Below are 25682 nucleotides of genomic sequence, written 5' to 3' on the forward strand. Positions count from 1 at the left end.
GCTCACTCTGGTTTCACCGGGCTGGAGCGTTCGGCTGTAATGCCGCTGTAGTCATTGATCGTGGTGAAGTTGACCTGAAGGCCCTGGGTTGTCGGTAACCGCTTCAGCGCATACGTCTGACGGCTCAATGGCAGGGCCATGTCGTGGGCCGTAATGGTTTCACTAAACCCAGCGCCGCTGATGACCAGTCGGTTGAAAGTGAAGTGGTAGGGCGAAGGGTTGTCGACAACCAGGTGCGGTTTGCCGTCTATCAGTTGTACCGACCATGCCAGGTCCTTGAGCCGGTCTTGCGGGCGGTCTTTCAGATGGCTGGGGCGATAGAACAGCTTGATGCGCGTACGCAGGGCAATGTTCAGAATATTTTGCCGGGTATCGGCCGTCGCCTGCGGAATTTCCTGCAAGTTGAAATAGAACAGCGACTCACGGTCTTGCGGCAGGTCATTGGGTAGTGCGTTGATCTGCACTGTCTGCTCATTGCCGGGGTCCAGACGGAACAGCCCAGGCGAGGTTATGAGGGGGACAGCAGTGGTTGCATCGTCGGCTTCGGTATTGACCCAAGCCTGAGCGGCGAACGCCGTTTTCGAAGGGTTTGCGACAATCACTGAGGCGCTGCGTTTGGCGCTCTCATGGACGATACGGGTATGGCTGATGGTAAGTGCCGCATAGGCAATTGGCGTGTTGGCGCCGAGCAGCAGCAGGCAACTGCACACAACAGCCAGGGGGTGACGGAAAAACAGCATGGCGTTGGACCGGGTGTAGTTGGAATCGACTCCAGGTGCAGGCACCTGGAGTGCGTGTCAAGGCAGGTTCACCACGAAAGAAACTTCCGCCTCGGCCAAGCCTTCGCTAACGGTGGCGGCAAAGGATTCATACGCCGCGTAGAACATCAAGTCTGTCGGGCGGGTTTCATACAGGTCGTATTCTTTGGATTCGGCATTGGGGTTGATCTTGGTGCGAGCCTGGTCCTTGATCACAAGACCCAGGCCCGTGGCGCCGCCGCCGCGAATACCGTAGAGGTTTGTGCCCACTACACCGTGCAATGGAGTAAAGGTGATCTTGGTTTTTGCGCCGGGTGCGATGGTGCAAGTAGCGCTAGGCGTTACGCGCAACGCAAATGCCACGTCTGGGGTAACGGTGCCGCTGGCGCTGAAGTACTTGGTGGTGAAGTTGCCGAGCGATACACGAGGGATAACGCTTCCGCCGGGGTTGACCACTTCGATCGGGCAGGTGCCGCCGCCATAGACCGTACCGTAGAAGTTGATCTGGCCGGTTTCGGGGGCTGCGAATACGTTGCTGCTGGCCATTCCCAAGGCAAGCATGAGTAAAGTCTTTTTCATTGGCAGTTCCTTGAATCCTGTTCGTATGTGGGGCAGTCCCGGAATGCTCCCAGACGGCTAAGCGCCTGTTGGGGGGAGCGGCGAACAGGTTAAAGGGGGGGGGATAAGCGGGATGTAGGAATAATTAGCAAGCCTGCATGGATTGCGGGATGGCAGCCGCCGCAAGGCGCGGCGCGTCGGCCTGTCGCGCCCCCCCCTGATGCGGCAGGGCGTATCGCTTAGTGCGCTGATCGTCGATTCGACAGGCTGAGCATTTCTTTGTGTTGATGCCAATCGAATGTTTCGCCCTGTTGTTCGGCTTCGTAGCGCATTTCTTCCAGCTGTTGATACAACTCGAGTTCTTCATCCGGCATGAAGTGCAGGCAATCGCCGCCAAAGAACCAGAGCAGGTCACGGGGTACCAGGTGGGCAATCTGCGGATAGCGCTGGATGACCTGGCAGATCAGATCCTGGCCCAGGTACTGGCTTTGCAGCGGATCGGTTGGCAGATGGGTAAGCAGCTCGTCGAAGCGTTCCAGGAACAGCACGTGGCTTTCTTCGGGAACCTGCTCGCTTTCTCCGAGCGCCACCAGAATGGTACGCAGGTGGTGCAGCAATTGCAGGTGGTGTGCCAGGTAGGATTGGGCCATGAACGTAACTCGATTGCGTAGACAGTGCTGAATCATACGCTCCCGGCCACTTCGTGTCGCGACCGAGCGCACACAGGCTATCTCCTGGCTGGAGGCTGGTTCGGCTCAAACCAGCTTCTGCAAGCGAGTGCACTGTCAACTGCAATTACTGCCAGTTGCCGCTGTACGTTCGGGATGTTCACATGAACCCATTGAAACAGGAGATATTGCAATGGCTGATGGTATACCCGACAGCGCGCAACCCCCGACCCGCGGCGATACGCTGAATACTGTTTTGGTCGACCCGCTCACACTGGTGGTCGGTGTCTTGAGTCGCCAGATCGTCAATGCGTCATGGGTTGACTACGCCCGGCGTAATTCGCGCCGCGTGAGTGAGCAGGTGCAGTACGACCGGATGGTCGAGGGCGCTATATGGCGCGTGGGCACCCTGAGCTTGGGTGCACCATGCGTTACCTACAACGAACAGCACATCACGATAACGAACACCATCGTAAAAGATTCACAGTTTGCTTTGCGCGCGGTGTTGGGGCGTGTTGGGCGACGAGTTCATGAAATGCTGGAAACATTACCGGCTTCGAGAACGGCATTCACAGTCAAGGTGCCACTTGCCAACGGCTACCTGCGTTACAAGTTGCTAGAGGGGTCGTTCCTTCGGCTGCAGTGGTCCGGTGAGGCACTGTTCGAACATACGGACGGTGACTTTAGTTGGGCAGCGCTTACCGAGCACTATAAAGAAACGGCGCGTGTCAACCTGTATGGAGTGTTGCCGCCTATCAGCCCGTTACTGCACGATGTGAAAGGCTCTTTCAAGCTTCGAGAAGCGTCATTGGACCTGACGTTGTCCAGTGGGTCGAGTGAACTTGCGCTGGGGGGGACCAACTCGCTGAGTGCCCCGGAAACGGCGGGGGATGCGGGCGTATTGTCTTTTTTGAGCGTTCTCTTTCCCGAGGTTTTACTGGGGTTGCCTCCGGTTGACAACGCTTGGCTCGCCGGTTTTTGCACACCGCCAGGATCGCTGCGTTTTACCGCCGGGCAATTGATTCCGGAGTTGCTACTGTATTGGGCAATGTACGACGCTAACAGCGTGGCTGACCAATACCGCCATCAGGCACACGTCGAACAACCGCTCGCCATTACCCCACGGCTTCGATTGGTTGGAGTCAGTGATGAGAAACAGGCATTGACGTTGGCGCCAGCCGCGGCAAATGTGCAATGGGCGTTCGAGGGTGCAGCATCAGGGCGCCTGATGAGCGAGAGGGATGAGATGTTTTATTATCCAGCCAGTGCACCTACGCCAGCATTCGCGCTTGACTCCAACAACAAGACCAAACGTGAGGTGGCACTACAATCTGGCCCGCGTACGCTTATCAGTGCAGATGTGATCAAGGCCACGGCAGGTAGTGAAACAGCCATATCCACCTTCGTTACGTTGCACACCATAGAATCCCACTACCTGAAAGCAGAACTGGTAAACAACAAAGTCAGGCTGCTGCTTTTTTATGACAGTTGGGAAGGTGAGGTGGAGGTGCGAGCCGCTGACACTCGATGGACTGTCATTAGTGGCAACGGCACAGTGTCCGCAACGGGTGTTTTTACGCCACATCCGACGGCGCCTTCACCGTTCACGGTGCTATTGGCTGAAGATACTCAAGACCAAGCCCGGTTTCATTATTGGGCCTCGATTGTAATACCCGTGCCAACACTGACTGCCGCCCGCTTCGTTGAGCTGACCAACGGTTGAATGTGGAGTATCGAAGAGCAACCCGAGGCCGGCGGCAGGCCCCGGGCGCTGACATTGACGTTAGCGAATATGCCCTTCAGCGCGCGTAAGCTGCGCTTTTTCAAAGGCATCCACATCGATGACCTGGCGGCGAGCGTGCTGCGCATCGAGCAAACGCTGGCCTTCATGCGGCTGCAGTACGCCAGCATCCACAGCCGCATCGATGGGCGACTCCCCGGGTGCTGGTCGTACGGTACCGTCCTTCACTGACTGGTGCAGCGTTCGTTGCAGTGGCGCGACCTCATCGAGCAGGTCGCTGGCGCGTTGCAACGCAGCCACAGGGTCGCCTTCGGCCTGGGGCCGGAAGCACCCTGCCAGCAATTCTTCCAGCGCTGGGTCGCCTTTGCTTCTGCCAATCAGTTCGGCCACCTGCGCATCCAGTTCGTCGCTCGGCCCGGTATGCCTGCGACCGAACGGGAATACCAGCACCCGCAGGGCGCAGCCGACGAAGCGGTTGGGGAAGTTGTCCAACAGCCGGTCCAGGGCGTTTTCAGCCTGGCCAAGGCTTTCTTCCATGGCCCAGCGCAGCAGGGGGCGCATGTGCTCGGGCGAGCCAAGGTCATGGTAGCGCTTGAGTGCAGCCGAAGACAGGTACAGGTAGCTGAGCACATCGCCGAGCCTTGCACTGAGGCGTTCGCGGCGCTTGAGTGCGCCACCGAGCAGCATCATCGACAGGTCAGCCAGCAAGGCAAAGGCCGCAGCCTGGCGGTTCAGGCTGCGAAAATATCCCTGGCTCAGGGCGTCGCCTGGCACCTTCTCCAGATGACCCAGCCCCAACCCGTGCACCAGTGTGCTCGCCGCGTTACCTGCGGCGAACATGATGTGCTTCATCAGCAGTTCGTCGAACTCCTTCAGGGCCTGGCCGTGGTCCTCGCGGCCTGCCAGGGCCATTTCCTCGAGCACGAACGGGTGACAGCGGATGGCACCCTGCCCAAAGATCATCAGGTTGCGCGAGAGAATGTTCGCGCCTTCGACCGTGATGAAAATCGGCGCCCCTTGCCAGTTGCGCCCCAGGTAGTTGTTCGGGCCCATGATGATGCCCTTGCCGCCATGCACGTCCATGGCGTGCTGAATGCATTCGCGGCCCCGTTCGGTCAGGTGGTACTTGAGGATCGCCGACAGCACCGAAGGCTTTTCGCCCAGGTCCACGGCCTTGGCGGTCAGCAGGCGGGCGCTGTCCATCAGCCAGGCGTTGCCGCCGATGCGCGCCAATGATTCCTGGATGCCTTCGAAAGCCGCCAGTGGCACGTTGAACTGCTCGCGGATGTTGGCGTACTGGCCGGTGACCAGGCTGGTGTATTTGGCAGCACCTGTGCCCACAGCAGGGAGGGAGATGGAGCGGCCCACCGACAGGCAGTTCATCAGCATCATCCAGCCCTTGCCAAGCATGGCCTGGCCGCCGATGAGAAATTCAAGCGGGATGAACACGTCCTTGCCGCTGTTGGGGCCGTTCATGAAGGCCGCGCCCAGTGGCAGGTGGCGTTTGCCGATTTCCACACCGGGGGTGTCGGTGGGTATCAGCGCCAGGCTGATGCCCAGCTCTTCTTCTTCGCCCAGCAGGTGATCCGGGTCGTAGGCCTTGAAGGCCAGGCCGAGCAGGGTGGCGACCGGGCCGAGGGTGATGTAGCGCTTTTCCCAGTTCAGGCGCAGGCCGATGACCTCCTCACCTTGCCATTGGCCTTTGCAGATGACACCGGTATCCGGCATTGCGCCTGCATCGGAGCCGGCCAGGGGGCCAGTGAGCGCGAAGCACGGAATGTCGTCGCCCCGGGCCAGGCGTGGCAGGTAGTGGTTGCGTTGCTCGTCGGTGCCGTAGTGCAGCAACAGCTCAGCCGGGCCGAGGGAATTGGGTACCATCACCGTGGAGGCTAGGTCACCACTGCGCGTGGCGAGCTTCATGGCGACCTGAGAATGAGCGTAAGCGGAGAAACCTTTGCCGCCGTATTCCTTGGGAATGATCAGGGCAAAGAAACCCTGCGATTTGATATGGGCCCAAGCCTCGGGCGGCAGGTCGAGATCCTGACCGATTTGCCAGTCGCTGACCATCGCGCACAGCGCCTCGGTCGGGCCATCGATGAAGGCCTGTTCTTCTTCGGTAAGTGTTGGCGCAGGGTAGTCGAGCAGCGTGCGCCAGTCGGGGCGGCCGCTGAACAACTCGCCGTCCCACCATACGGTGCCGGCGTCGATGGCTTCGCGTTCGGTCTGCGACATGGGCGGCAGGGTGCGCTGGAACCACTTGAACACAGGGCCGGTGAATACCTTGCGCCTCCACTCGGGTAGTAACAGCAGGGCAGCCTTGGCGGCCAGAACCAGCCAGATCAACGCCAGCAGCCAGCCGGGCGCCGAGCTGAAGATGCCCATCAGCAAGGTATAGCCGGCAACGATGGCGAGTATCTGCAGCGGTGGCAGACGCCGGTGGGTGAGGTACGCCGTGCCGATCACCAGGACCAGCAACCACAACAGCAACATAATCCTTCCTCCTTGGAACCAGGGGCTTGGGCCGTCTCACAGAGCTTAGACGCAACACAGTGAACGGCAGTATCAGAACAGTGACAGGGTGTGGCTGTGGGAGTTTCAGCTCATTGTTCGTCTATATCGACCCACTCGCCGATGCAGGCGACAGAGGCCTGGAGTAGACTCACCCCTTCGCATTCATAAGGACGTCGTCATGCTGAAGATCTGGGGTCGCAAGAATTCGAGCAATGTGCGCAAGGCGCTGTGGATCGCCCACGAGCTGGGCCTGGATTTCGAATCCATCGACGCCGGCGGCGCCTTCGGTGTCGTCAACGAGCCGCACTACCGCACCCGCAACCCCAATGGCCTGGTGCCCATGCTCGAAGACGGCGACCTTACCCTGTGGGAGTCCAACACCATCGTGCGCTACCTGTGCGCCGAGTACGGCGCAGAGCAGGGCTGGTACCTGAAAGACCCGCGCCAGCGCGCCTTGGCGGACAAGTGGATGGACTGGACCACCTCGTCCTTTGCAGGGGCGTTCCGCCCGTTGTTCTGGGGCCTGCTGCGCACCCCCGAAGACCAGCGCGACTGGGTCGCGATCAATGCCGCGCACAAACAGTGCGCGCAGTTGCTGTCGATCGCCGATGAAACCCTGGCGCACCAACCGTACCTTTCCGGTGACCAGATCGGCATGGGCGACATCCCACTGGGGAGCTTCGTGTACGCCTGGTTCGAAATGCCCATCGAGCGCCCGGCCATGCCCCACCTGCAAGCCTGGTACGAGCGGCTGAAGCAACGCCCGGCCTACCAGGCGGCGGTGATGACGGCACTGACCTGAACCTGCTTCGATAGTCACTATCAATACACATGACTGTACTTGTGCGGCCAGGCCTTGCACCATGGCCGCACTCACTGCGCCAGTGACTTGCCCTGGCGTGTCCTGACCTTTTCACTCGGTACGTGACCCGCTATGAGTTCTGCCCTGTCCATCCGACAGCTGACCAAAACCTACGGCAACGGCTTCCAGGCCCTCAAAGGCATCGATCTGGACGTCGCCGAAGGTGACTTCTTCGCCCTGCTGGGCCCCAATGGCGCCGGCAAATCCACCACCATCGGCATCCTCTCGACCCTGGTCAACAAGACCAGCGGCACGGTGAACGTGTTTGGCCATGACCTGGATCGCGAACCCTCGGCGCTCAAGCGCTGCCTGGGCGTGGTGCCCCAGGAGTTCAACTTCAACCAGTTCGAGAAAACCTTCGACATCGTCGTGACCCAGGCCGGCTATTACGGCATCCCGCCGAAACTGGCCAAGGAGCGCGCCGAGCAATACCTGACCCAGCTGGGGCTGTGGGACAAGCGTGACGTGCAGTCGCGTTCGTTATCCGGTGGCATGAAGCGCCGCTTGATGATCGCCCGGGCGTTGATCCACGAACCGCGCCTGCTGATCCTCGATGAGCCGACAGCGGGGGTGGATATCGAGCTGCGCCGTTCGATGTGGAGCTTTCTCACCGAGCTCAACCAGAAGGGCATCACCATCATCCTGACCACGCATTACCTGGAGGAGGCCGAGCAGTTGTGCCGCAACATCGGCATCATCGACCACGGCACGATTGTCGAGAACACCAGCATGCGCAAGCTGCTGGGCAAGCTGCATGTCGAGACCTTCGTCCTCGACCTCAGGCAGGACCTGGCCCAGGCGCCCACGCTGCAGGGCTACCCATGCCGCCTGCTGACACCCCACACCCTTGAGGTGCAAGTGGACAAGGACATCGGCATTACCGCGCTGTTCGGCCAGTTGGCCCTGCAGAACATCGAAGTGCAGAGCCTGCGCAACAAGACCAACCGTCTCGAGGAGCTGTTCGTGTCCCTGGTTGAAAAGAACCTGTCGAAGGTGGCCGTATGAGTGTGGAACTGCGCACCAACTGGGTCGCCCTGAACACCATCGTTTACCGCGAAGTGCGGCGCTTCCTGCGTATCTGGCCGCAGACCTTGCTGCCGCCGGCCATCACCATGGTCTTGTACTTCGTCATCTTCGGTAACCTGATCGGCCGGCAGATCGGCGACATGGGCGGCTTCACCTACATGGAGTACATCGTTCCCGGGCTGATCATGATGTCGGTGATCACCAACTCCTACGGCAACGTGGTGTCGAGCTTTTTCGGCAGCAAGTTCCAGCGCTCGATCGAAGAGTTGATGGTGTCGCCGGTATCGCCGCACATCATTCTGGTCGGCTACGTGCTGGGCGGGGTGCTGCGAGGCCTGGCGGTGGGGGTGATCGTGACCATCCTGTCGCTGTTCTTCACCCACCTGCAGGTCCATCACCTGGGCGTGACGGTGGTCGTGGTGTTGCTGACGGCGACCATTTTTTCGCTGCTTGGCTTCGTCAACGCCGTGTTTGCACGCAACTTTGACGATATCTCGATCATCCCGACGTTCGTGCTGACGCCGCTGACCTACCTGGGTGGGGTGTTCTATTCGATCAACCTGCTGCCGCCGTTCTGGCAGACCGTGTCGCTGGCCAACCCGGTGCTGCACATGGTCAACTCGTTCCGCTACGGCATCCTAGGGGTGTCGGATATCAGCATTGGTACGGCGATCACCTTCATGCTGGTCGCCACCGCAGTGCTCTACGCGCTGTGCGTCCGCCTGCTGGTCAGTGGCCGCGGCATGCGCGCCTGAGAACCTGTGCTTGCGCCGGCGCCATTGCCGGCCAATCCACCAGCGCCAGTACAGAAGGGTGGTGAACCAGGCGATGATGCCCAGCACCACACCACACACTACCGAGCCCAGCAGGAACGGCTGCCAGAGCGTTGCCAGCTGGCCGGTGATCCATTCGAAGGTAAGGTCTTCGGGCAGGCTGCGCGGCGGCGTGCCCAGCAACCAGGCGCCGGTCATGTAGGTGACGAAGAACACGGGCGGCATGGTCAGCGGGTTGGTCAGCCACACCAGGCTGACGGCGATCGGCAGGTTGCCACGCACCGGTATCGCCAGCGCTGCCGCCAGCAGCATCTGCATGGGGACGGGAATCAACGCCGCGAACAGGCCCACACCCATGGCCCGGGCCACCGAGTGGCGGTTCAGGTGCCAGAGATTCGGGTCGTGCAGCAACTTGCCGAAAAAGCGTAAGGACTTGTGTTCCCGAATGCTGGTCGGGTCCGGCATGTAGCGTTTGAAAAGGCGGCGCGGCATGTAGGCTCCCCGAGCGGTCATCGGGGAAGTATGCCTTGATTCCATCTCAGCCTCGTTCAGAGTTTGTGACAATTGTTGAGCGAGCCTTGGCGTCATTTCGTCTATGCCTGAGGGGTAACTGCGTTTCTGGAGCTCTAACTCATGCGCACAGGGATGTTTGCGCTGGCGCTCGGGCTGTTGTGCCTGGGCGTTCTCCCCGAGTTGCCATCGGTCGGGTGGCTGTGGCTGCTGTTCGGCGGCGGCCTGGTTTGCCTGGGCACACGGCTGTGGCCGCTGGGCTGCTGCGTGCTGGGTATGTGCTGGGCTTGCTGGTCGGCGCAGCAGGCACTGGATGATCGCCTGGCCCCAGGCCTGGATGGCCGAACGCTGTGGCTGGAGGGCAGGGTGGTCGGCTTGCCGGCCCATACGCTGAGTGGTGTGCGCTTTGAGTTGGAGCAACCTCGCTCGCGCCGCGCTGCGTTGCCCCAGCGCCTGCAATTGCACTGGTTCGATGGCCCGCCGGTGCGGGCTGGCGAGCGCTGGCGCCTGGCCGCTACCTTGCAGCGCCCGGCCGGGCTGCTCAACCCGCATGGTCCGGACCGGGAGGCGCAGTTGTTGGCCAGGCGTATCGGCGCCACTGGTACGGTCAAGGCGGGCCATGTGCTGGACGCCGCGCAGCCGGGTTGGCGTGACGCACTGCGCCAGCGCTTGTTGAGCGTCGCCGCGCATGGCCGGGAAGCGGCCCTTGTCGCATTGGTGCTCGGCGATGGCGCCGGCCTGGCCCGTGAGGACTGGCAAGCGCTGCAGGCCACGGGCACGGTACACCTGTTGGTGATCTCGGGGCAGCACATCGGCCTGGTCGCCGGCCTGCTTTACGCCTTGGTCGCCGGCCTGGCGCGCTGGGGCCTGTGGCCACGGGCGCTACCCTGGTTGCCGTGTGCGTGCGGCCTGGCACTGGGCGCGGCGCTGGCCTATGGCTGGCTGGCCGGTGCGGGGGTGCCGGTGCAGCGCGCCTGCCTGATGCTGGCGGTGGTTCTGCTCTGGCGCCTGCGCTTTCGCCATCTTGGGGCGCTGTTCCCTTTGCTGCTGGCCCTCATCGGGGTGCTGGTCGCCGAGCCGCTGGCGCCGCTGCTGCCAGGGTTCTGGTTGTCGTTTGCGGCGGTGGCGACCCTGGTCTACTGCTTCAGCTCACGTCTGGGCCGCTGGCGGCCCTGGCAAGGATGGACCCGCGCCCAGTGGGTGATCGCCATCGGCTTGCTGCCGGTACTGATCGCCACCGGTTTGCCAGTCAGCCTGAGTGCGCCACTGGCCAACTTGCTGGCAGTGCCCTGGGTCAGCCTTGCGGTATTGCCCTTGGCGCTGCTTGGAACGTTGCTGCTGCCCTTGGCAGGGGTTGGTGAAGGCCTGTTGTGGTTGGCGGGTGGGCTGCTGGATGTCTTGTTCCGGTTGCTGGCTTGGGTGGCGCACTGGCGCCCGGCGTGGATACCGCCTGCTTTGCCGGTCTGGGCCTGGCTGATGGTCTGTTTGGGGGCGTTGCTGGTGCTGCTGCCGTCCGGTGTGCCCCTGCGCAGCCTGGGCGGGGCGATGCTGCTGGCGTTGTGGGTGCCCAGGGAGGCTGTGCCGCAGGGGCAGGTGGAGGTCTGGCAGCTGGATGTCGGGCAGGGCTTGGCGGTACTGCTGCGCACGCAAAACCATAGCCTGCTTTACGACGCCGGCCCGGCGCGGGGCGAGAGCGATCTGGGTGAGCGGGTGGTGTTGCCGACCCTGCACAAGTTGGGCGTAAAGCGCCTGGACATCATGCTGATCAGCCATGCCCATGCCGACCATGCAGGTGGCGCGCCGGCTGTCTACCGTGGGTTGCCGGTGTTGCGTGTGCTGGGCGGCGAAGTGTTGGAGGACCTTGCACTGCAGCCTTGTGCCAGTGATGAGCAGTGGGAATGGGATGGCGTGCGCTTTTCGCTGTGGCATTGGGCCCAAGGGCAGAGCAGCAACGACCGCTCTTGCGTGTTGCTGGTCGAGGCGCAGGGGGAGCGGCTGCTGTTGGCAGGCGATATGGAGGCGGGCGCCGAGCGCGCGTGGTTGGCGGCCCACGCGACGCCACGTATCGATTGGTTGGAATCACCGCACCATGGCAGCCGCAGTTCCTCGACAGAGGCATTCATCCGCGCTACGGCGCCGCGCGGCGTGCTGATTTCACGGGGGCGCAACAACGGTTTTGGGCATCCGCATGTGCAGGTGGTCGAGCGCTATCGGCGGCATGGGATGGCCATTCACGATACGGCGGTGGAGGGGGCGTTGCGGTTGCTGCTGGGCAACCATGGCGAAGTGGAAGGGGTGCGGGCGCAAAAGCGCTTTTGGCGGGGCAGCGCGCCGTGATGGTTGATGAGCCTGCCCTGGGTATAGCCACACAATTCCCTGACCTTCGGCAGATGAGCCCCCCGCGCGCCTATGTTAGAGTGGCGGCCTTTTTCCGAGGGGGCGTTTACTGTGTGGGAATTGGTCAAGTCCGGTGGTTGGATGATGCTGCCGATCATTCTGAGCTCCATCGCTGCCATGGCTATCGTCGTCGAGCGCCTGTGGACCCTGCGCGCCAGCCGCGTTACCCCGCCGCACCTGCTGGGCCAGGTGTGGATGTGGATCAAGGACAAGCAGCTCACCAGTGACAAGCTCAAGGCCCTGCGCGCCGATTCGCCGCTGGGTGAAATCCTCGCTGCGGGCCTGGCCAACTCGCGCCATGGCCGTGAAATCATGAAAGAGTGCATCGAGGAGTCTGCCTCGCGGGTCATTCATGAACTGGAGCGCTACATCAGCACCCTCGGTACCATCGCCGCGATGGCCCCGCTGCTCGGCCTGCTGGGTACCGTGCTGGGCATGATCGATATCTTCAGCGCCTTCATGGGGTCGCAGATGACCGCCAATGCGGCGGTGCTGGCCAGTGGTATCTCCAAGGCCCTTGTCACTACGGCAGCCGGCCTGATGGTCGGCATCCCGGCAGTGTTCTTCCACCGCTTCCTGTTGCGCCGCATCGACGAACTGGTGGTGGGCATGGAGCAGGAGGCGATCAAGCTGGTGGAGGTCATCCAGGGCGACCGCGAAGTCGAAGTGGCCGGAGGCAAGGCGTGAAGTTCCGGCGCAATCGCCAGCGGGAGAACGTCGACATCAACCTGGCGTCGTTGATCGACGTGGTGTTTGTCCTGCTGCTGTTCTTCGTGGTCACCACCACCTTTACCCGTGAGACCCAGCTGCGTGTGGAGCTGCCCGAGGCCGTCAGCGCCGAACAGCCCGTCGCAGACCCGGAAAAGCTGGTGGAGGTCACCATCAGTGCAGACGGCGTGTATTCGGTGAACAATCACCTGTTGCCCAAGAGCGACCTGGCGACCCTGACCGAGGCGATCCAGCGCGAATCGGGCGGTGACAACACGCTGCCGCTGGCCATCAGTGCCGACGGCAAGACCCCGCACCAGGCCGTGATCACTGCGATGGATGCCGCCGGCAAGCTCGGTTTCAGCCAGCTGCGCATGACCACCGTCGAGGCCGCCCAGGGGACACCTTGATGGCGCTCGCTGACCGTCTGCTAGCCGCCTGGTACGCCGGGCACCCGGCCCTTGCCCTGCTGCGCCCGCTCGAGGCGCTTTACCGGCGGGTAGTGACGCGCAAGCGCGCACGGTTTCTCAGTGGCGAAAGCGCCAGCTACCGCGCCCCGGTACCGGTCATCGTGGTGGGCAACATCACCATTGGTGGCACCGGCAAGACGCCGATGATCCTCTGGTTGATCGAGCATTGCCGGCGCCAAGGGCTGAAGGTGGGGGTGGTCAGCCGCGGCTACGGTGCAGAACCGCCTCGCTTGCCCTGGCGTGTCGAAGCCTCGCAGAGTGCCGAGCAGGCCGGCGATGAACCGTTGCTGATCGTTCAGCGCACGGGTGTGCCGCTGATGATCGACCCCGACCGCTCCCGCGCCGTGCAGGCATTGCTGGCCAGCGAGCCGTTGGACCTGATCCTGTGTGACGACGGTATGCAGCACTACCGCCTGGCACGCGACCTGGAACTGGTGCTGATCGACGCTGCGCGTGGCCTGGGCAATGGCCGCTGCTTACCGGCCGGGCCCCTGCGCGAGCCTGCCGAGCGCCTGCAAGAGGCTGATGCGGTGCTGTTCAACGGCGCCAGCGCCGACCGCCCGGAGGGCTTCGCCTTTCGTCTGCAACCCAGTGCGCTGGTCAACCTGCGCAGTGGCGAGCGCCGCGCGCTCGACTTCTTCCCGGCGGGCCAGCGCCTGCATGCGGTAGCCGGTATCGGCAACCCGCAACGTTTCTTCAATACCCTGCTGGGGCTAAACTGGCAGCCGGTGCCGCATCCGTTCGCCGACCACGCCCAGTTCAGCGCTCAGAGCCTGGCTTTCAGCCCGCCACTGCCGTTGGTGATGACCGAGAAGGATGCGGTGAAGTGCCGCGCCTTCGCTGCCGATGACTGGTGGTACCTGGCCGTGGAGGCCCTGCCTACGCCGGCCTTCTGCGACTGGTTCGACAGCCAGCTGCAACGCTTGCTGCCTGGGCATCGAACGCCCTGAGCCCGTTTTTCAATTTCCGGCCATCTGGCCTCAAGGACGCTTCCATGGACACCAAACTGCTCGACATCCTGGCCTGCCCGATCACCAAGGGCCCGCTCAAGCTCAGCGCTGACAAGACCGAGCTGATCAGCAAGGGCGCAGGCCTGGCCTATCCGATTCGCGATGGCATCCCGGTGATGCTGGAAAGCGAGGCGCGTACCCTGACCGACGACGAGCGTCTGGACAAATGAGCTTGAACTTCACCGTGGTCATTCCCGCCCGTCTGCGCTCGACGCGCCTGCCGGGCAAGCCGTTGCTGCTGATCGCCGGCAAGCCGATGGTTCAGCATGTCTGGGAGCAGGCGCGCAAGAGCGGTGCCGGCCGTGTGGTCATCGCCACCGACGACGCCGGTATCGTCGAGGCTTGTCAGGCCTTTGGCGCTGAAGTGCTGATGACCCGCGCCGACCATGAGTCGGGTACCGACCGCCTGGCTGAAGTGGCTGCGCAGCTTGGCTTGCCTGCCGACGCCATCGTGGTCAACGTCCAGGGTGACGAGCCGCTTATTCCGCCGGTGATCATCGATCAGGTCGCAGCCAACCTGGCGGCGCATCCGGAGGCAGGTATTGCGACCCTGGCCGAGCCGATCCACGACCCTGAAACCGTGTTCAACCCCAATGCGGTCAAGGTGGTCAGCGACAAGAACGGCCTGGCCTTGAGCTTCAGCCGTGCGCCGCTGCCGTGGGCGCGTGACGCTTTCGCCAAGGACCGCGATCAACTGCCGCAGGGCGTGCCCTACCGTCGCCATATCGGCATGTACGCCTACCGCGTCGGTTTCCTTCAGGACTTCGTCAGCTGGGGCCCGTGCTGGCTCGAGCAGACCGAGGCGCTTGAGCAGCTGCGTGCGCTGTGGCATGGCGTGCGTATTCACGTGGCGGACGCCATCGAGGCGCCAGCAGTGGGTGTCGATACTGCACAAGACCTCGAGCGCGTTCGGCGCTTGCTGGAGGCCTGATGCGCGTCCTGTTCGTTTGCCTGGGCAATATCTGCCGGTCGCCCACCGCCGAAGGTGTGCTGCGTCATCAGTTGCAGGCCGCAGGCCTGGCTGGGCAGGTTCACGTGGCCTCTGCCGGTACCGGTGACTGGCACGTGGGCAAGGGGCCTGACAGCCGCACCTGCAAGGCCGCCCTGGCGCGGGGCTATGACCTGTCGCGACAGCGTGCCCAGCAAGTCAAGGCTGAGCACTTTGCCGAGTACGACCTGATTCTGGCCATGGATGAAAGCAACCTGGGCCACCTGCGCGCCATGCGTCCGTACAATGCGACTGGCGAGCTGGACCTGTTCCTGCGCCGCTATGAGGCGGCTGTGGATGAAGTGCCGGACCCTTACTACGGCGGTGCAGAGGGCTTCGAGCAGGTGCTGGACCTGATCGAGGCGGCCTGCCGTGAGCTGGTTGTCGAAATCAAGGGGCGGTTATGACGGCGCACTGGCAGGAGCAGGTTTCGCTCAAGCCTTACAACACCTTCGGCATCGATGTTAAAGCCCGCTACTTCGCCCAGGTACATACCGACGATGAGGTGCGCGAGGCCCTGGCGCAAGCGCGCCAGCGAGGGCTTGCGGTGATGGTGATCGGCGGCGGCAGCAACGTGCTGCTGACCCGTGATGTCGACGCGCTGGTGCTGCACATGGCCAGCCGTGGCCGCCACGTCCTTGGCGATGACGCGGGGTGTGTGCTGGTGGAGGCCGAGGCGGGTGAGCCCTGGCATCCCTTCGTGCAATGGTCGTTGCAGCAAGGCCTTTGTGGCCTTGAAAACCTCAGCCTTATCCCGGGCACGGTGGGCGCGGCGCCAATGCAGAATGTGGGTGCCTATGGGGTGGAGATCAAGGATGTGTTCGCTGGCTTGACGGCACTGGACCGGCAGACGGGCGAGCTGCGTGACTTCGGGCTTGAGGAATGCGCCTTCGGTTACCGCGACAGCCTGTTCAAGCGTAACCCTGGGCGTTGGTTGATCCTGCGGGTGCGTTTTGCCCTGAGCCACCAGCTGCAGGCCCATCTGGATTACGGCCCGGTGCGTCAGCGTCTGGCCGAGCAGGGCGTGCAGGAGCCGACGGCGCAGGCGATCAGCGACGCTATTTGCAGCATTCGCCGCGAGAAGCTGCCCGATCCGGCCGAGTTGGGCAATGCCGGCAGCTTTTTCAAGAACCCGGTCGTTGCCGTCGAACAGGTGGCGCGCATCCGCGCTGAGTTTCCAGGTGTGGTGGCTTATCCCCAGGCTGACGGGCAGGTGAAGCTGGCCGCAGGCTGGTTGATCGAGCAGGCCGGCTGGAAGGGTTATCGGGATGGCGATGCCGGCGTACACCGCTTGCAGTCGCTGGTGCTGGTCAATTATGGCCAGGCGAGCGGGGCGCAGTTGCATGGCCTGGCGCAGCGCATCCAGGCGGATATCCTGGCGCGGTTCGGGGTTGAGCTGGAGATGGAGCCCAACCTGTACTGAGGCCGGTGCAGGCACGACAAACGGCCAAGAAAAAGCCCCGCCAGTTCACACTGGCGGGGCTTTTTCATTCAGCCGTGGCTATCAACCGTGATGAGGCTTGTGCTCATCGGCGGTCTCCAGCGCTGGCGTGCCAGCAGCGGCCGCTTCCTGCGCAGCCTTGGCTGCCGCTTCGGCCTCACGCTTGCGACGACGCACTTCGCGTGGGTCGTTAGGGGCGCGGCCGTTAGGCAGCATGACGGTGGCCGCTTCGACCGCTGCCGGTGCTTCTACCGGGGCAGGCTCGGCGACTACAGGTGCTGCTTCAACTACGGTTGCTACAGGCTCGGCAGCCACTTCTGGCTGGGTTTCGACGACAGCAGAAGGCAGCTCGGCAGCCGGCGCTTGTTCAGCGGCGACCTGGGCTTTCTCTGCTTCACCTGCTTCGATGGCCGGTGCTTCGACAGGTGCCTCTACAGGCGCCTCGGCAACCACTACCGGCTCGACCGCAGGGGCCTGTTCGACTACCGGCTCAGGCGCAACTTCAACCACAGGCTCGGCACTGGCTTGGACCGCGGCGACCGGCTCGCTGAGCGGCTGCTCGACCACAGGTGCAATGGCGACTTCCTCGGCCTTGGCGACGGCTTCGACCTGCTCGGCCGGCTGAGCGACTTCGCTGTTGTCGGTGGTCGCGGCTTCGGCACTGGCGCGTTCAGCCTGCTGGTTGGCTTGCGCTTCGGCGCCGGCACTGATGTTGCTGCTGGCGACAGCGGCGGTGACGGCCAGGCCGGCAGCCAGTTCGGCACCCAGCTCGGTGGCCTGGTGCTGTTGCGGTTGCTCGTCGCTGCCTTCTTCCTCGCTGCCTTCGATCAGCTCGCCATTGGCGTTGCGCTGGCGCTCACGACGGTTGCTGCGGCGACGCTGGCCGCGGGAGCGGCGGCGCGGACGCTCGTCATCGGAACCTTCCTGCTCGTCCTGTTGCAGCTCCTCGTTCGGCAGTTGCTCATCGGCGAGCTCGGCAGCCTTCTCGGCAGCCTGCTCAGCTTCACGTGGCTGGCGCTCTTCGCGTGGCGGGCGAGGCTGACGTTCTTCGCGCGGTGCGCGTTCTTCGCGAGGTGCACGCTCTTCACGTGGAGCGCGTTCTTCGCGTGGGGCACGCTCTTCACGAGGCGCACGTTCTTCGCGAGGTGCGCGTTCTTCGCGAGGCGCACGTTCTTCGCGTGGAGCACGCTCTTCACGTGGCTGGCGCTCTTCACGAGCGGCCGGTGCTGCATCCAGAGGCTCACGCAGTTCGCGGACGCGCTCTTCGCGGTTGCCGCGGCGGTCTTCGCGTGGCTGGCGAGGTGCGCGCTCTTCACGAGGTGCGCGCTCTTCACGAGGGGCACGTTCTTCACGAGGGGCGCGCTCTTCACGCGGCTGGCGCTCTTCACGCGGCGCACGCTCGGCGCGCTCTTCACGAGGTTTGCGCTCTTCGTCACGGCGGCCGTTGCGGTTGCGGCTCTGCTGGCGGCCGTTGCGACGCTCCTCGTTACGCTGAGTGCGCTCGGTGGCAGGCTTCTCGGCGGCGACCACCGGGGCGGCGGCAGGCTCTTCCTTGCCGGCGAACAGGCTGACCAGCGACTTCACCAGGCCTTTGAACAGGCTTGGCTCCGGTACGCTGGGTGCCGGGGCTGCCGGTGCGGCAGGCTGCTGTTCTTCGACAGCGCTCGGTACCGGAGCGTTGGCGCGGGCCGGTGCAGTCTTGACCGCTGCTTCCTGGCGCACCAGGGTGCGCGTGGCGGTCGGCTGCGGCGCTTCTTCGGTTTCGGTGGCGGCGATTTCGTAGCTGGACTGGTTGTTCAGCACTTCCGGGTTGTCGTCGCGCAGGCGCTGGACTTCGAAGTGCGGGGTTTCCAGGTGGTCGTTCGGCAGAATGATGATGCGGGCACGGGTGCGCAGTTCGATCTTGGTGATCGAGTTGCGCTTCTCGTTGAGCAGGAAGGCGGCCACCGGAATCGGTACCTGGGCGCGTACTTCGGCAGTACGGTCCTTCAGGGCTTCTTCTTCGATCAGGCGCAGGATGGCCAGGGACAGCGACTCGACATCACGGATGATGCCGGTGCCGGAGCAGCGCGGGCAGACGATGCCGCTGCTTTCGCCCAGCGACGGGCGCAGGCGCTGACGGGACATTTCCAGCAGGCCGAAGCGCGAGATGCGGCCGACCTGCACGCGGGCGCGGTCTGCCTCGAGGGCTTCGCGTACACGCTCTTCGACGGCGCGCTGGTTTTTCGCCGGCGTCATGTCGATGAAGTCGATGACGATCAGGCCGCCGATGTCACGCAGGCGCAGCTGGCGGGCGATTTCCTCGGCCGCTTCCAGGTTGGTCTGCAGGGCGGTTTCCTCGATGTCGCTGCCCTTGGTGGCGCGCGCCGAGTTGATGTCGATGGAAACCAGGGCCTCGGTCGGGTCGATCACGATCGAGCCGCCCGATGGCAGGTCGACGACGCGCTGGAAGGCGGTTTCGATCTGGCTTTCGATCTGGAAGCGGTTGAACAGCGGCACGCTGTCTTCGTACAGCTTGACCTTGCTGGCGTACTGCGGCATCACCTGGCGGATGAAGGTCAGGGCTTCTTCCTGGGCATCGATGCTGTCGATCAGCACTTCGCCGATGTCCTGGCGCAGGTAGTCGCGGATGGCGCGGATGATGACGTTGCTTTCCTGGTAGATCAGGAAGGGCGCAGCGCGATCCAGGGATGCTTCCTTGATGGCGGTCCACAGCTGCAGCAGGTAATCGAGGTCCCACTGCATTTCTTCGCTGCTGCGGCCAAGGCCAGCGGTGCGCACGATCAGGCCCATGTCGCCTGGCACGGTCAGGCCGTTGAGGGCTTCACGCAGTTCGTTGCGCTCTTCGCCTTCGATGCGGCGGGAGATGCCGCCAGCGCGTGGGTTGTTGGGCATCAGCACCAGGTAGCGACCTGCCAGGCTGATGAAGGTGGTCAGGGCGGCGCCTTTGTTGCCGCGCTCTTCCTTCTCGACCTGGACGATGACTTCCTGGCCTTCGCTCAGGACATCCTTGATGTTGACGCGGCCTTCAGGGGCTTTCTTGAAGTACTCGCGGGAGATTTCCTTCAGCGGCAGGAAGCCGTGACGTTCGGAGCCGAAGTCGACGAAGGCGGCTTCGAGGCTGGGCTCGATCCGGGTGATCTTGCCTTTGTAGATGTTGGCCTTTTTCTGCTCACGCGCGCCGGACTCGATGTCCAGGTCGTAGAGACGTTGGCCGTCCACCAGGGCTACACGCAACTCTTCGGGTTGAGTTGCGTTAATCAGCATTCTTTTCATGTTGTACCGTCGGTTTCCGGGCTGCCGGAAACGGCGTTCGGCACACACGACTTCTCATGGTCGGTGCCAAGGTGCGCAAAGGGTGGCCGGGCCACCCCCGTGTCGAGCAACGTTCGGCACCAGCCGGTTTCCCAGCCTGCCGTTGTCGCGACGACGCGTCCTGTTTGCTGCGGTGCCAAGAGGCCCCTGCGGTATCTGCAGAGATATCCGAATCGATATCCGAATCAACCCAGCAGGCCTCGTGCACTCAGTCAGGAGGAGGAATCAACCGTCAGCCGTGGACGCCCATGGGGCATCTGTTCAGGACCTTATCCGCTCGCCGGCCATTCACTGGGCCGGTGGCCGGACGCGGTGCTACACGGTCCGAGGGCTGTGCATCTCCACCCTGCACGTATCCCTGATAATTCGGGTGCTGCCGCGCGCTGAATCCGCAACGGGTTGCATTTTTCGCCAGCGCAGTTTCCGCGCTGACGCCATTCATGTCCAAGGCAGGTATTTCCGAAGCATTCGCCGTGCGTTGCGTGCAAGCGTCGGGGCGGGCAGAGGTGCAGCGAAAAGAAGCGGGTAAGCAGGTGAAACACCGCACTTGTCGTTTTTTTTCGGTCTTCTCTACACAGCGCTGGTGGCGATTCCAGGCAATTCGGTAAACTGGCGAAAACCCCGTAGGACGGCCTCGCGTCCTGCAGAATTGCGTTGGTCAGGGACCGGCCAAGGGCCTGGTTCCGCTGGCCTGCCGCTTTTGGCGGCGTTCGCGACTATAGCAGTAATGATTAAGTGCTTCAATTCCATAAAAAATTGTTATGATCCCTTGATGACGACCAATACCCCTCCGACTTCCGGCGTTCAGCTGATCGAAGTCGCGCCGGAGCTTGCCGGCCAACGCATCGACAATTTCCTCATCACGGCGCTCAAGGGTGTACCCAGAACGCTGGTCTACCGCATCCTGCGCAAAGGCGAGGTTCGGGTCAACAAGGGCCGTGTCAAGCCTGAGTACAAGATCCAGGCGGGTGACATCGTCCGTGTGCCCCCTGTGCGCCTCCCCGAGCGTGACGAGCCGGCCCCGGTTGCCCAGGGGCTGCTGCAGCGCCTGGAAGCTGCCATCGTCTACGAGGACAAGGCGCTGATCGTGATGAACAAGCCGGCCGGTATCGCCGTGCATGGCGGCAGTGGCCTGAGCTTCGGTGTGATCGAGGCGCTGCGCCAGTTGCGCCCCGATGCCAAGGAGCTGGAGCTGGTGCACCGCCTGGACCGCGACACCTCGGGCCTGCTGATGATTGCCAAGAAGCGCAGCATGCTGCGCCACCTGCATGCCGCGCTGCGTGGCGATGGGGTCGACAAGCGCTACATGGCGCTGGTGCGTGGCCACTGGCCTACCTCGAAGAAGCAGGTCAATGCTCCGTTGCTCAAGAGCAACCTGCGTTCGGGCGAGCGTATGGTCGAGGTGAACGAGGAGGGCAAGGAGGCGCTCACCCTGTTCCGTGTGCTTCGCCGTTTCGGCGAGTTCGCCACCATTGTCGAGGCGCGCCCCATCACGGGGCGTACCCATCAGATTCGCGTACATACTCTGCACGCTGGCCACATGATCGCTGGTGACAGCAAGTACGGCGACGAGGATTTCAGCCGCGAAATTCGTGACTTGGGAGGCAAGCGCCTGTTCCTGCACGCCTATGCGCTCACGGTGCCGCTGCCTGATGGTGGTGAGCTCAAGCTCGAAGCGCCTGTGGACGAAGTCTGGGCGAAAACCGTGGAGCGTCTGGGGGCGTCCTGATTCATGAAAAAGTCTTACGAGTTGCTGATCTTCGACTGGGACGGCACCTTGGCCGACTCGATCGGGCGGATCGTCGAGGCGATGAATGCCGCCGCCGAGCGCGCCGGTGAGGCGCCAAGCCCGGAGGAGGCGGTCAAGGGCATCATCGGCCTGGCGCTTGGTGAAGCCATTTCAACCCTCTATCCGCACCTCGATCCTGTGCAGGTCGAAACCTTCCGTCAGCACTATGCCGACATCTATACGGCGCTTGATCAGCAGCCTTCTCCGTTGTTCGAGGGGGTGGTCGAGTCGCTGGATGCCTTCCGGGTCGAGGGTTATCGCCTGGCTGTGGCGACCGGCAAGGCGCGTCGTGGTCTGGACCGGGTGCTCAGGGCCAATGGCTGGGAGCGGTTTTTCGACATCACCCGCGCCGCTGATGAGACCCGTGGCAAGCCGCACCCGCTGATGCTCGAGGAGATTCTAGGGCATTGCGGTGTCGAACCTGGGCGGGCGCTGATGGTCGGAGATTCGGCATTCGATCTGCTGATGGCCAATAACGCCGGTATGCATTCTGCGGCCGTGGGCTATGGTGCCATGTCGCTGCAGGCTTTGGCCGAGTTCGGTCCGCAAGTGTGCATCGATCACTTTTCCCAGCTGCGCGAGTGGCTGGCAGGTTCTGCGCAAATCCAATTCCAAGGTAGGTGAGCATGGTTGACGAGTGGAAAGCACCCGGTTCCGAGACGGAAGAAGAGCGCCTGGCGCGCGAAGACCGTCAAGAGGATGAGCGTGTAGAGCGCAAAAGCTGGAAGCTGCTGGAGAAGACCCTGCTGGCCGGTGTCCAGGAGCAGCGCCGGGCGCGTCGCTGGGGGATCTTCTTCAAGCTGCTGACCTTCGTCTACCTCTTCGGCGTATTGGCCCTGTTCCTGCCTTGGACGGATATGGACAAGGCCGCTTCGCGCAGCACCAGCCATACCGCATTGGTGGAAGTGCGCGGGGTGATCGCCGATCAGGAAGCTGCCAGTGCCGACAATCTGGTCAAGAGCCTGCGCGAGGCGTTCAAGGATCCAAAGACCAAGGCCGTGGTCATGCGTATCAATAGCCCCGGAGGCAGCCCGGTGCAGGCAGGTTATGTCTATGACGAGATTCGCCGGCTGCGCGGTGAGTATCCGGACATCAAGCTGTACGCGGTAATCGCTGACCTGGGTGCGTCGGGTGCCTATTACATTGCCAGTGCGGCGGACGAGATCTATGCCGACAAGGCTAGCCTGGTGGGGTCCATTGGTGTGACGGCGGCCGGGTATGGCTTTGTGGGGTCGATGGAGAAGCTTGGTGTGGAACGGCGCACGTATACCGCCGGTGAGCACAAGGCCTTCCTGGATCCGTTCTCGCCGGAGAAGCCTGAAGAGCGGGCGTTCTGGCAGGGCGTGCTGAATACCACCCATCAGCAGTTCATTGCCATGGTCAAGCAGGGCAGGGGTGATCGCCTGAAAGACAAGGAGCACCCTGAGCTGTTCAGTGGCCTGGTGTGGTCGGGTGAGCAGGCCAAGGCGCTGGGGCTTGTCGATGGCCTGGGCAGTGCGAGCTATGTGGCGCGTGAGATCGTGGGGGAGAAGGAGCTGGTCGACTTCACGGTCGAGGAGTCACCGTTCGATCGCTTCTCCAAGCGCATTGGTGCCAGCGTGGCGGAGAAGTTGGCCATGTACATGGGCTTCCAGGGGCCTGCCTTGCGCTGAGTGCCTGCCTGGCCCCATCGCCGGCAATTGCTGCATAAGGCTTGCGGGTGATGGGGCGCAAGACCGCCTCTGGTGGTCTCAGGGCACTGTCACGCCTTCCGTGCTCAGCATATCCACCAGCCGGATCAACGGCAGCCCGATCAGGCTGGTGGCATCGCACCCGTGGGTGCTCTTGAACAAGCTCACACCCAGCCCCTCGGCCTTGAAGCTGCCTGCGCAATCGAGCGGCTGCTCGGCCGTCACGTAGCGCTCCACGCGCTCCCGGTCCAGTTCCCGCATCGTTACGGTAAACGGCACGCAATCGACCTGGCATTGCCCTGTGGCGGTGTTCAGCAGTGCCACCCCGGTCAGGAAGGTGACGTGCTGTCCGCTGGCCTCCAGCAATTGCTCGCAGGCGCGCTCGAAACTGTGCGGCTTGCCCAGGATCTGCTCGCCCAGTACCGCGACCTGGTCGGAGCCGATGATCAGGTGCTGCGGGTGGCTGCCGGCCAGTGCCTCGGCCTTCTGCCTGGCCAGGCGTCGCACCAGCTCTGTGGCGGGCTCGTCAGCGAGCCGCCGCTCGTCAAGGTCGGGGCTTGCCCAGGTGAAGGGCAGGCGCAGGCGCGCGAGCAGTTCGCGCCGGTAAGGGGAGCTGGAAGCCAGCAACAAAGGCAGCATGGTAGACTCCTGATCAGTTGATCCCGATTCTAACATGCAACATACCGCCGAATTTCCTTTGACAGGTGCAGGGGGCATCCCTAGAATGCTGCGCCTATGTTGAATGACCCGATTCCACCTCACGTTGACCCGCGCAAATTAGCCGATCGTGGCGTAACCCTTAACGGTTCGCTGCAACTCGCTGATTTGGAAAGACTCTGCGACCCGCTTTCCGACAATGTCGGTACGGTGCAGGCGAAGTTCGATTTTGAACGAGATGAACAGCACGTGGTGGTTATCCACAGCGAGCTGGATGTCGAAGTCAAAATGGTTTGCCAGCGTTGTCTTGAGCTGGTCACCCTGCCGATTCACAGCGAATGCACTTACGCTGTGGTGAAGGAGGGTGCGAATACCCAGTCGTTGCCGAAAGGCTATGACGTGCTGGAACTGGGCGAAGATCCTTTGGATCTGCAGGCCTTGATCGAGGAGGAGCTTCTGCTCGCCTTGCCCATCGTGCCTGCTCATCATCCGGAAGAATGCCAGCAGCCGGCGGGCGCAGACGAGCCCGAATCGAGCAAGGACGAGGTATCGCGGTCCAACCCGTTCAGTGTTTTGGCGCAGTTAAAGCGTGACCCAAACGTTTAGGAGTTAATCAATTATGGCTGTTCAGCAGAACAAAAAATCCCGCTCTGCCCGTGACATGCGCCGTTCGCACGACGCTCTGTCGGAAAACGCGCTGTCGGTAGAAAAGACCACCGGTGAAGTACACCTGCGTCACCACGTATCGCCAGAAGGCGTATACCGTGGTCGTAAAGTGATCGACAAGGGCGCTGACGAGTAATCCTTGTCTGCTCAGATCATCGCGATCGACGCAATGGGCGGGGACTTCGGTCCCCGCAGCATTGTCCAGGCTAGCATAGCCTGCCTTTCGGCTACCCCCTCGCTGCACCTGACCCTCGTCGGTCAACCATCCCTCCTAGAAGATCTTGTCAGTGGCCTTGCGGCTGCGGATCGTGCGCGCCTGCAGATTGTCGCTGCCAGTGAGGTGATCGGTATGGACGAGCGGCCATCCCAGGCGCTGCGCGGCAAGCCGGACTCGTCGATGCGCATCGCCCTTGAACTGGTGCGTGATGGCAAGGCCCAGGCCTGCGTCAGTGCCGGCAATACCGGCGCGCTGATGGCGTTGTCGCGCTTGGTGCTCAAGACGCTGCCGGGTATCGATCGGCCTGCCATGGTCGCGGCTATCCCGACTCAGGCGGGGTACTGCCAGTTGCTCGACCTGGGTGCCAATGTCGACTGCAGTGCCGAAAACCTCTACCAGTTCGCTGTAATGGGCTCGGTGGCCGCACAGGCCTTGGGTGTCCAGCGCCCGCGGGTGGCACTGTTGAATATCGGCACCGAGGACATCAAGGGCAATCAGCAGGTCAAGCTGGCTGCCACGCTGTTGCAGAACGCTCGCGGCCTCAATTATGTCGGCTTCGTCGAGGGTGATGGCCTTTATCGGGGGGAGGCGGACGTGGTGGTGTGCGACGGCTTTGTCGGCAATATCCTGCTCAAGTCCAGCGAGGGCCTGGCGACGATGATCGCTGCGCGTATCGAAAAACTGTTCAAGGGTGGCCCGCTGTCACGTGTTGCCGGGGCTGTCGCGATGCCGTTGCTCAAGCGTCTGCAGGCCGACCTAGCGCCGGCGCGGCACAATGGGGCAAGTTTTCTGGGGCTGCAGGGTATCGTCATCAAGAGCCATGGCTCGGCCGGCGTGCAGGGCTTTCAAAGCGCCATCCAGCGTGCGCTGATCGAGATCCAGGAAAACCTCCCGCAGCGCTTGCACGGGCGCCTTGAAGACCTGTTGCCTTAGGCATTTCGCCGATG

General features: G+C 62.8%; 25 protein-coding genes. 18 read left to right on the forward strand and 7 right to left on the reverse strand.

The window, feature by feature from the left end:
* Positions 1–2 precede the first annotated feature (2 nt).
* From ACMGF5_RS16110 to ACMGF5_RS16120, 3 genes are all read right to left on the reverse strand, one after another.
* The gene (locus tag ACMGF5_RS16110) at positions 3–740 is read right to left on the reverse strand and encodes a molecular chaperone (protein WP_174141829.1); all 738 of its coding nucleotides are present in this window, start codon (positions 738–740) and stop codon (positions 3–5) included.
* A gap of 57 nt (positions 741–797) precedes the next feature.
* Positions 798–1337, reverse strand: coding sequence for a fimbrial protein (locus ACMGF5_RS16115; RefSeq protein WP_115275608.1), 540 nt, complete (start codon positions 1335–1337; stop codon positions 798–800).
* Positions 1338–1555: 218 nt separating this feature from the next.
* Entirely contained in the window at positions 1556–1966 is a 411-nt protein-coding gene (locus ACMGF5_RS16120) for a PA2817 family protein (RefSeq protein WP_115275609.1), read from the reverse strand.
* A gap of 211 nt (positions 1967–2177) precedes the next feature.
* Between ACMGF5_RS16120 and ACMGF5_RS16125 the strand changes: the two genes are divergently transcribed.
* A complete protein-coding gene (locus tag ACMGF5_RS16125) occupies positions 2178–3707 on the forward strand; it encodes a hypothetical protein (RefSeq protein WP_119688511.1) in 1530 nt (509 codons plus the stop codon).
* Between the two features lie 60 nt (positions 3708–3767).
* On the opposite strand, the gene ACMGF5_RS16130 is transcribed toward ACMGF5_RS16125, so the two are convergent.
* Entirely contained in the window at positions 3768–6215 is a 2448-nt protein-coding gene (locus tag ACMGF5_RS16130) for an acyl-CoA dehydrogenase (RefSeq protein WP_115275611.1), read from the reverse strand.
* Positions 6216–6414: 199 nt separating this feature from the next.
* Between ACMGF5_RS16130 and ACMGF5_RS16135 the strand changes: the two genes are divergently transcribed.
* The 3 genes from ACMGF5_RS16135 to ACMGF5_RS16145 all read left to right on the forward strand — a co-directional run bounded on the left by ACMGF5_RS16135 (position 6415) and on the right by ACMGF5_RS16145 (position 8879).
* Complete coding sequence (locus tag ACMGF5_RS16135; protein WP_046786572.1) at positions 6415–7038, forward strand: glutathione S-transferase; 624 nt, start codon at positions 6415–6417, stop codon at positions 7036–7038.
* A 132-nt stretch (positions 7039–7170) separates the two neighbouring features.
* Complete coding sequence (locus tag ACMGF5_RS16140; RefSeq protein WP_039601023.1) at positions 7171–8103, forward strand: ABC transporter ATP-binding protein; 933 nt, start codon at positions 7171–7173, stop codon at positions 8101–8103.
* Positions 8100–8879 (forward strand): ABC transporter permease, encoded by a 780-nt coding sequence (locus tag ACMGF5_RS16145; RefSeq protein ID WP_012313417.1) that lies wholly within the window; start codon positions 8100–8102, stop codon positions 8877–8879. The genes ACMGF5_RS16140 and ACMGF5_RS16145 overlap by 4 nt, the downstream gene beginning before the upstream one ends.
* On the opposite strand, the gene ACMGF5_RS16150 is transcribed toward ACMGF5_RS16145, so the two are convergent.
* Positions 8763–9389 (reverse strand): DUF2062 domain-containing protein, encoded by a 627-nt coding sequence (locus ACMGF5_RS16150; RefSeq protein WP_414156964.1) that lies wholly within the window; start codon positions 9387–9389, stop codon positions 8763–8765. The two genes, ACMGF5_RS16145 and ACMGF5_RS16150, sit on opposite strands and share 117 nt — an antisense overlap.
* 141 nt (positions 9390–9530) lie before the next feature.
* Here ACMGF5_RS16150 and ACMGF5_RS16155 point away from each other — a divergent pair, with 141 nt between their 5' ends.
* From ACMGF5_RS16155 to murB, 8 genes are all read left to right on the forward strand, one after another.
* Complete coding sequence (locus ACMGF5_RS16155; RefSeq protein ID WP_414156965.1) at positions 9531–11744, forward strand: DNA internalization-related competence protein ComEC/Rec2; 2214 nt, start codon at positions 9531–9533, stop codon at positions 11742–11744.
* Between the two features lie 111 nt (positions 11745–11855).
* Positions 11856–12491 carry a MotA/TolQ/ExbB proton channel family protein gene (locus tag ACMGF5_RS16160; RefSeq protein WP_039601022.1) on the forward strand — a complete coding sequence of 212 codons (636 nt, stop codon included), beginning with the start codon at positions 11856–11858 and terminating at the stop codon, positions 12489–12491.
* On the forward strand, positions 12488–12922 hold the full coding sequence (locus tag ACMGF5_RS16165) for an ExbD/TolR family protein (RefSeq protein ID WP_012313421.1): 435 nt from the start codon (positions 12488–12490) through the stop codon (positions 12920–12922). The genes ACMGF5_RS16160 and ACMGF5_RS16165 overlap by 4 nt, the downstream gene beginning before the upstream one ends.
* Positions 12922–13932 carry a tetraacyldisaccharide 4'-kinase gene (gene lpxK / locus ACMGF5_RS16170; RefSeq protein WP_119688514.1) on the forward strand — a complete coding sequence of 337 codons (1011 nt, stop codon included), beginning with the start codon at positions 12922–12924 and terminating at the stop codon, positions 13930–13932. The genes ACMGF5_RS16165 and lpxK overlap by 1 nt, the downstream gene beginning before the upstream one ends.
* A gap of 44 nt (positions 13933–13976) precedes the next feature.
* Positions 13977–14162, forward strand: a complete 186-nt coding sequence (locus ACMGF5_RS16175; RefSeq protein WP_003247142.1) for a Trm112 family protein — start codon at positions 13977–13979, stop codon at positions 14160–14162.
* The gene (kdsB, locus tag ACMGF5_RS16180) at positions 14159–14923 is read left to right on the forward strand and encodes a 3-deoxy-manno-octulosonate cytidylyltransferase (protein WP_046786568.1); all 765 of its coding nucleotides are present in this window, start codon (positions 14159–14161) and stop codon (positions 14921–14923) included. Before ACMGF5_RS16175 ends, kdsB begins: the two co-directional genes overlap by 4 nt.
* Positions 14923–15387, forward strand: coding sequence for a low molecular weight protein-tyrosine-phosphatase (locus ACMGF5_RS16185; protein ID WP_115275614.1), 465 nt, complete (start codon positions 14923–14925; stop codon positions 15385–15387). Before kdsB ends, ACMGF5_RS16185 begins: the two co-directional genes overlap by 1 nt.
* Positions 15384–16403, forward strand: a complete 1020-nt coding sequence (gene murB / locus ACMGF5_RS16190) for a UDP-N-acetylmuramate dehydrogenase (protein ID WP_174141824.1) — start codon at positions 15384–15386, stop codon at positions 16401–16403. Before ACMGF5_RS16185 ends, murB begins: the two co-directional genes overlap by 4 nt.
* A gap of 81 nt (positions 16404–16484) precedes the next feature.
* On the opposite strand, the gene rne is transcribed toward murB, so the two are convergent.
* Positions 16485–19697: a ribonuclease E gene (gene rne, locus ACMGF5_RS16195; protein WP_414156966.1), complete on the reverse strand. Its 3213-nt coding sequence runs from the start codon at positions 19695–19697 to the stop codon at positions 16485–16487.
* Between the two features lie 811 nt (positions 19698–20508).
* On the opposite strand from rne, the gene rluC reads away from it, so the two are divergent.
* From rluC to ACMGF5_RS16210, 3 genes are read left to right on the forward strand one after another with little or no spacing between them, the layout of a single operon-like run.
* Positions 20509–21465 (forward strand): 23S rRNA pseudouridine(955/2504/2580) synthase RluC, encoded by a 957-nt coding sequence (gene rluC, locus ACMGF5_RS16200; protein ID WP_115275617.1) that lies wholly within the window; start codon positions 20509–20511, stop codon positions 21463–21465.
* A 3-nt stretch (positions 21466–21468) separates the two neighbouring features.
* Positions 21469–22149: an HAD family hydrolase gene (locus ACMGF5_RS16205; protein ID WP_414156967.1), complete on the forward strand. Its 681-nt coding sequence runs from the start codon at positions 21469–21471 to the stop codon at positions 22147–22149.
* A 2-nt stretch (positions 22150–22151) separates the two neighbouring features.
* Positions 22152–23177, forward strand: a complete 1026-nt coding sequence (locus ACMGF5_RS16210) for a S49 family peptidase (RefSeq protein WP_046786562.1) — start codon at positions 22152–22154, stop codon at positions 23175–23177.
* A 78-nt stretch (positions 23178–23255) separates the two neighbouring features.
* Here the strand turns inward: ACMGF5_RS16210 and ACMGF5_RS16215 are convergent, their stop codons facing one another.
* Entirely contained in the window at positions 23256–23834 is a 579-nt protein-coding gene (locus tag ACMGF5_RS16215) for a Maf family protein (RefSeq protein WP_115275619.1), read from the reverse strand.
* A gap of 96 nt (positions 23835–23930) precedes the next feature.
* Between ACMGF5_RS16215 and ACMGF5_RS16220 the strand changes: the two genes are divergently transcribed.
* Genes ACMGF5_RS16220 through plsX form a run of 3 tightly spaced genes read left to right on the forward strand, consistent with a single transcriptional unit; the run spans position 23931 to position 25668 of the window.
* Entirely contained in the window at positions 23931–24458 is a 528-nt protein-coding gene (locus ACMGF5_RS16220; protein WP_012313431.1) for a YceD family protein, read from the forward strand.
* Positions 24459–24471: 13 nt separating this feature from the next.
* Complete coding sequence (gene rpmF, locus ACMGF5_RS16225) at positions 24472–24654, forward strand: 50S ribosomal protein L32 (protein ID WP_010223221.1); 183 nt, start codon at positions 24472–24474, stop codon at positions 24652–24654.
* 3 nt (positions 24655–24657) lie between these two features.
* Complete coding sequence (gene plsX, locus ACMGF5_RS16230; protein WP_080952128.1) at positions 24658–25668, forward strand: phosphate acyltransferase PlsX; 1011 nt, start codon at positions 24658–24660, stop codon at positions 25666–25668.
* The last annotated feature ends 14 nt before the right edge of the window (positions 25669–25682 follow it).

The organism is Pseudomonas sp. BNK-15 (assembly GCF_047456105.1).
Classification (GTDB): domain Bacteria; phylum Pseudomonadota; class Gammaproteobacteria; order Pseudomonadales; family Pseudomonadaceae; genus Aquipseudomonas; species Aquipseudomonas putida_E.

Excerpts from the sequence above, each read along its gene's own strand:
- ACMGF5_RS16155 (WP_414156965.1), top strand. The coding sequence starts at position 9,531 with ATGCGCACAGGGATGTTTGCGCTGGCGCTCGGGCTGTTGTGCCTGGGC.
- ACMGF5_RS16135 (WP_046786572.1), top strand. The coding sequence starts at position 6,415 with ATGCTGAAGATCTGGGGTCGCAAGAATTCGAGCAATGTGCGCAAGGCG.
- rluC (WP_115275617.1), top strand. The coding sequence starts at position 20,509 with ATGACGACCAATACCCCTCCGACTTCCGGCGTTCAGCTGATCGAAGTC.
- ACMGF5_RS16125 (WP_119688511.1), top strand. The coding sequence starts at position 2,178 with ATGGCTGATGGTATACCCGACAGCGCGCAACCCCCGACCCGCGGCGAT.
- ACMGF5_RS16130 (WP_115275611.1), bottom strand. The coding sequence starts at position 6,215 with ATGTTGCTGTTGTGGTTGCTGGTCCTGGTGATCGGCACGGCGTACCTC.
- ACMGF5_RS16205 (WP_414156967.1), top strand. The coding sequence starts at position 21,469 with ATGAAAAAGTCTTACGAGTTGCTGATCTTCGACTGGGACGGCACCTTG.
- ACMGF5_RS16140 (WP_039601023.1), top strand. The coding sequence starts at position 7,171 with ATGAGTTCTGCCCTGTCCATCCGACAGCTGACCAAAACCTACGGCAAC.
- ACMGF5_RS16175 (WP_003247142.1), top strand. The coding sequence starts at position 13,977 with ATGGACACCAAACTGCTCGACATCCTGGCCTGCCCGATCACCAAGGGC.
- ACMGF5_RS16185 (WP_115275614.1), top strand. The coding sequence starts at position 14,923 with ATGCGCGTCCTGTTCGTTTGCCTGGGCAATATCTGCCGGTCGCCCACC.
- ACMGF5_RS16145 (WP_012313417.1), top strand. The coding sequence starts at position 8,100 with ATGAGTGTGGAACTGCGCACCAACTGGGTCGCCCTGAACACCATCGTT.
- rpmF (WP_010223221.1), top strand. The coding sequence starts at position 24,472 with ATGGCTGTTCAGCAGAACAAAAAATCCCGCTCTGCCCGTGACATGCGC.
- ACMGF5_RS16215 (WP_115275619.1), bottom strand. The coding sequence starts at position 23,834 with ATGCTGCCTTTGTTGCTGGCTTCCAGCTCCCCTTACCGGCGCGAACTG.
- ACMGF5_RS16210 (WP_046786562.1), top strand. The coding sequence starts at position 22,152 with ATGGTTGACGAGTGGAAAGCACCCGGTTCCGAGACGGAAGAAGAGCGC.
- ACMGF5_RS16115 (WP_115275608.1), bottom strand. The coding sequence starts at position 1,337 with ATGAAAAAGACTTTACTCATGCTTGCCTTGGGAATGGCCAGCAGCAAC.
- ACMGF5_RS16150 (WP_414156964.1), bottom strand. The coding sequence starts at position 9,389 with ATGCCGCGCCGCCTTTTCAAACGCTACATGCCGGACCCGACCAGCATT.
- ACMGF5_RS16110 (WP_174141829.1), bottom strand. The coding sequence starts at position 740 with ATGCTGTTTTTCCGTCACCCCCTGGCTGTTGTGTGCAGTTGCCTGCTG.
- ACMGF5_RS16220 (WP_012313431.1), top strand. The coding sequence starts at position 23,931 with ATGTTGAATGACCCGATTCCACCTCACGTTGACCCGCGCAAATTAGCC.
- ACMGF5_RS16120 (WP_115275609.1), bottom strand. The coding sequence starts at position 1,966 with ATGGCCCAATCCTACCTGGCACACCACCTGCAATTGCTGCACCACCTG.
- murB (WP_174141824.1), top strand. The coding sequence starts at position 15,384 with ATGACGGCGCACTGGCAGGAGCAGGTTTCGCTCAAGCCTTACAACACC.
- kdsB (WP_046786568.1), top strand. The coding sequence starts at position 14,159 with ATGAGCTTGAACTTCACCGTGGTCATTCCCGCCCGTCTGCGCTCGACG.
- rne (WP_414156966.1), bottom strand. The coding sequence starts at position 19,697 with ATGAAAAGAATGCTGATTAACGCAACTCAACCCGAAGAGTTGCGTGTA.
- lpxK (WP_119688514.1), top strand. The coding sequence starts at position 12,922 with ATGGCGCTCGCTGACCGTCTGCTAGCCGCCTGGTACGCCGGGCACCCG.